Source organism: Methanospirillum sp., from assembly GCF_028679455.1.
GTDB lineage: Archaea > Halobacteriota > Methanomicrobia > Methanomicrobiales > Methanospirillaceae > Methanospirillum.
Genome location: NZ_JAJRBM010000089.1, coordinates 1 through 3722, shown reverse-complemented (window position 1 = coordinate 3722; position 3722 = coordinate 1). Strand labels below are relative to the sequence as shown.

The 3722-nt window shown below is 45.8% G+C and carries 6 protein-coding genes; 3 read left to right on the top strand and 3 right to left on the bottom strand.

Going from position 1 to position 3722, the window contains the following annotated elements; translation table 11 throughout:
• The first annotated feature begins 223 nt into the window (after positions 1 to 223).
• Together LUQ50_RS02880 and LUQ50_RS02875 are read left to right on the top strand one after the other, a co-directional pair.
• On the top strand, positions 224 to 688 hold the full coding sequence (locus LUQ50_RS02880) for a nitrophenyl compound nitroreductase subunit ArsF family protein (RefSeq protein WP_300035903.1): 465 nt from the start codon (positions 224 to 226) through the stop codon (positions 686 to 688).
• 49 nt (positions 689 to 737) lie between these two features.
• Positions 738 to 1466: an aromatic aminobenezylarsenical efflux permease ArsG family transporter gene (locus tag LUQ50_RS02875; RefSeq protein WP_300035901.1), complete on the top strand. Its 729-nt coding sequence runs from the start codon at positions 738 to 740 to the stop codon at positions 1464 to 1466.
• A 26-nt stretch (positions 1467 to 1492) separates the two neighbouring features.
• Here LUQ50_RS02875 and hgcB read toward each other — a convergent pair whose 3' ends face one another.
• The 3 genes from hgcB to hgcC are packed head-to-tail and all read right to left on the bottom strand — an operon-like array spanning position 1493 to position 3164.
• Positions 1493 to 1831 (bottom strand): mercury methylation ferredoxin HgcB, encoded by a 339-nt coding sequence (hgcB, locus tag LUQ50_RS02870; protein WP_300035898.1) that lies wholly within the window; start codon positions 1829 to 1831, stop codon positions 1493 to 1495.
• Positions 1831 to 2868 carry a mercury methylation corrinoid protein HgcA gene (gene hgcA / locus LUQ50_RS02865; protein ID WP_300035895.1) on the bottom strand — a complete coding sequence of 346 codons (1038 nt, stop codon included), beginning with the start codon at positions 2866 to 2868 and terminating at the stop codon, positions 1831 to 1833. Before hgcA ends, hgcB begins: the two co-directional genes overlap by 1 nt.
• An 8-nt stretch (positions 2869 to 2876) precedes the next feature.
• Positions 2877 to 3164, bottom strand: coding sequence for an HgcAB-associated protein HgcC (gene hgcC, locus LUQ50_RS02860; protein WP_300035890.1), 288 nt, complete (start codon positions 3162 to 3164; stop codon positions 2877 to 2879).
• A 180-nt stretch (positions 3165 to 3344) separates the two neighbouring features.
• On the opposite strand from hgcC, the gene LUQ50_RS02855 reads away from it, so the two are divergent.
• A partial coding sequence (locus LUQ50_RS02855; protein ID WP_300035887.1) for an OsmC family protein occupies positions 3345 to 3722 on the top strand: 378 nt, incomplete at its 3' end.

Sequence of the window (3722 nt, the reverse complement as noted above, 5' to 3'; positions counted from 1 at the left end):
CTGGGTCTAACCTCCCGTTTCGAAAATTCTTTCTGATACATTACTGATGAAATTTCTTCTGGTATCTTTAAAAAAAATTTAAAATTTGCAGTACCTTTTTATCAATTCAAAAATAATTGAATGAAGGGATAACCAGGTTACCTTAAGAAACCGAAATATCATTCCGATTTCTTTGATGGTATCCCTCTCTCAAATCTCTAACATTGGGAAGTTAGGTGTTTTCATGAATCAGATCAACACTCAAGCCATTAAACGATATTTTTTTATTTCAATTTTGATCTCATTTGTTTGCTTTGGATCTCTCATCACTTGTTCATCAGCTGATGCAATTACCAATTCTACCAGTGACCGGATAATTGAAATTTATCATTTTCATCCAACAAACGGATGCCATACCTGCACAACAATCGGAGAATACGCTGAGGAGACGGTAAAGAAATATTATCCTGCTGAACTAGAGAACAAGACGATGATCTTTGATCACATCAACTTCCAGGATCCAAAAAATGCCGATCTTGTCAAAAAGTTCGGTGTCACCGGTTCTTCATTGATGATCGGCGTGACAGGCCCATCAGGTTTCCATAAAGAAGAGGATGTCAAAGTCTGGTATAAAACAGGCAATAAGGATGAGTTCATCAGTTACCTGAAAGGCCTGGTTGACCGAAGACTTGCCGGTTCTTTTGAATAATCTATCGGATTTTTATTGAATATTTCATTTTTTCAGGATTATCTTCAGAATGACTGATCTTATGAGTTTCATGGAGACGATGGGGTCGAGTGATATCCCACTCGTCGCCGCCTTCTTTATCGGGCTGATGATGGCCATCAGTCCCTGTCCCATGGCAACCAACATTACCGCTATTGCGTATGTCTCCCGCAAGATCGGTGACAGCCGGTACACAATCCTCGTCGGGCTGCTCTACAGCCTTGGGCGGATGTTTGTGTATGTTTCCATCGCTGCTCTCATCGTCTTGTGTGGGCTCAATGTCCAGTCAATAGCCCTGTTCCTGCAGGAGTATGGCGATCTGCTTCTCGGTCCGATCCTCCTTGTCTGTGGTATCCTCATGCTGGAGATCATCCCGCTCTCCTTCGGATTTGAGCATGCGGGGTTGCAGGAACTCAAGGAACGGATAAGCCAGAAGTTATCAGATCAGGGACTGCTTGGAAGTTTTCTCCTGGGTATTCTCTTTGCCCTGAGTTTCTGCCCATTTAGTGCGGTCCTCTTCTTTGGGATGCTCGTGCCGTTGGCTCTGAGTACCCAGGATCCGATCGGAGTTCCCCTGGCGTTCGGATTTGCAACCGGTCTTCCAGTGATCCTATTCTCGGCACTCCTGGTCACCGGTGTAAAACGGTGTAGTAATTTTCTCGGCAAGGTTCAGGCTGCCGAAGTCTGGATCAGAAGGATTGTAGCGACTCTGTTTATCCTGGTCGGATTGTACTTCACAGTCAGACTGTTCACCGGATAATGAAGAGTTGCAAAAAGGATTTTTTCTTATTTTTCACCACAACAGGATGACTGTTCTGGCTCCCCGCCGCAACAGGAGCCAGTGTCTCCCCCACAACTACATTCTCCACTATCCATATCCTTTCCACGGAGAGCCGCACTGATCATTGCCCAGGCACATCCAACCCCGCTCTCCACTTCAATCGCCTGAACCGGGCAATTCAGGGCACAAGCCCCACACTCCATACACCGGACTGGTTGCACCAGTGTTACCTGATTTTCTCCTTCTGCAAATACCCCATGTGGACAGACCTCGGTGCATCGTTTGCAGTTGATACACTTCTCCTCGTGATATTGGAGTGTGTTTTCTTTGTATGAATTAAACATCAGATCATCCCCATAAGGCGACATGCTCCAAGAACGATGCCGATAATGATTCCAAGGACAGCCATCCCCGCCATTATCGGAACGTATCTGAAGATCTCTTTCTTCACCCCGGTCCGCGATGTGAATGTGGTTGAGCCTGTGAAGTTCAATGCCATAAATGCGACGACAGCCGGAATAATCAGGAGCGGGACGAGTGCTCCAGCACCCGCTGCCCATCCTGGAAGTCCCGGCGTTAGAGCATACAGGTAACTGAATGGGATTGCCACAATGAATCCCAGAATTAGACCTTTCGTTGAGAAATCCTTCGTAGGCAAGTATGGCAGTAAGGCTGGAAAGAGCACAGTTCCCGTAAGAACTGCGGTGATAGCAGCTAAAGATGCCACCTGACCTGCCATGAACCAGAGGATGATCGCAACAATTGCGGCTTTCAACGCGATGTAAACAAGTTCAACGGGTGCGAGAATTACCCGGTCATGCAGAGGAAATTTCACCATACGCATCTGTGGTGTTACTTTACCAGTCCGGAGGTACTCAGGAAGATCAACTGCCCTGACCGGACCATATTCAACCCGGAATCCGGATCTACGCTGAACCTCTTGGGCTGAAACGCCGGGAGCTCCGAGCTGGGGAACAATGATCTTTCGGTGCGAAACGACACTGCTCAAGTCGGAGGATTCTATCCGGAGTACCAGTTCATCGGTTCCGAAAGTTCCCTTCCCTGCTGCACACCAGACATTGATTCCCTTGGTATCAAGGACAAGTATGTACCCATTGATCCCCTCCAGAGCAGACCGAAGGGCATCAAAGCTGAGGGTATAATTTGCTGACGCGAAAATCGGTGAGTCTTGATCTGGAGAGCCCAATTGATAGAGTCCGGGAGTTACCAGATGCCCGGACCGGTTATACCCCCATCGAGCAAGAATATGATCAATCCGGTTTGAATGCGAGATTGTGCTATCAGTTGGGATAACTCCGCATGGGTTGGATGAAGCAGCACCCTGGCACGAGCAGGAGCAACACGATTGTTCAGAAGACATTTTCCTCTTTACACTCCTGAATTATTCATCAAGGGGGAGAGAACGTCGCTAACCATACCGCTCAAATTCTCCACCTTCATCAGCGCAAAACAACAGATACTTCCCTCTTTCTCCCAGCTGATCAAGGCTAGTTTATCCCCGGGTTTAATATCCGCCCGCTCACGAACATCTTTCGGGAGTACCATCTGACCCCGATCATCAATTGTAAGTACAGATTCAACCTTGCATGCAGCCTTTGGAGCACAACCACATCCGATCCCGTCAGAAGAACCTGTATCGGTTTTCCCTTTTGCCATACCTGGTACTCATATTGTATGTATCCACAATATTTAAAATTTTCAGAAAATTCTGATTGCTCTGAATTGTTAATTTTTTTAGATATTGATGCAAATGTTGAATAGATACAAACATATTTGTAGATCGTATCTTCCAATATTTTTGTATAAATAAGCGAAAAAACAAAAATAGAGATTATAATGAGTGAGAATGAAGTTCAGATAACAATGACCCAGGTTGATGAGTTATGTTTCAAGGTTACAACCGCGTCAGATATCGATTTTTTTGTCGAAGCATCACCGGGTCTCGGAGGAAGTGGAAATAATCCGAGTCCACTTGCACATTTCCTCGCGGCACTGGGTGGTTGTACATCGATCAAAACCAAACTAGGACTTAAAAAAAGAGGGGAACCTTGTGAGTCTCTCTCAGTTGATATCAGAGCAAAACAAAAGGAAAACCCCCCACAGATATTTGAGAGCATACATCTTTCATTCACTCTTAAGGGGAATCTCGATGACCGTAAGGTGTCTGAAACAATATCAGATGTGATAACTTTGAGTTGTCCGGTAGCGGTTATG

Coding starts and splice junctions, on each gene's coding strand:
- LUQ50_RS02880 (WP_300035903.1), top strand. CDS start 224: ATGAATCAGATCAACACTCAAGCCATTAAACGATATTTTTTTATTTCA.
- LUQ50_RS02875 (WP_300035901.1), top strand. CDS start 738: ATGACTGATCTTATGAGTTTCATGGAGACGATGGGGTCGAGTGATATC.
- hgcB (WP_300035898.1), bottom strand. CDS start 1,831: ATGTTTAATTCATACAAAGAAAACACACTCCAATATCACGAGGAGAAG.
- hgcA (WP_300035895.1), bottom strand. CDS start 2,868: ATGTCTTCTGAACAATCGTGTTGCTCCTGCTCGTGCCAGGGTGCTGCT.
- hgcC (WP_300035890.1), bottom strand. CDS start 3,164: ATGGCAAAAGGGAAAACCGATACAGGTTCTTCTGACGGGATCGGATGT.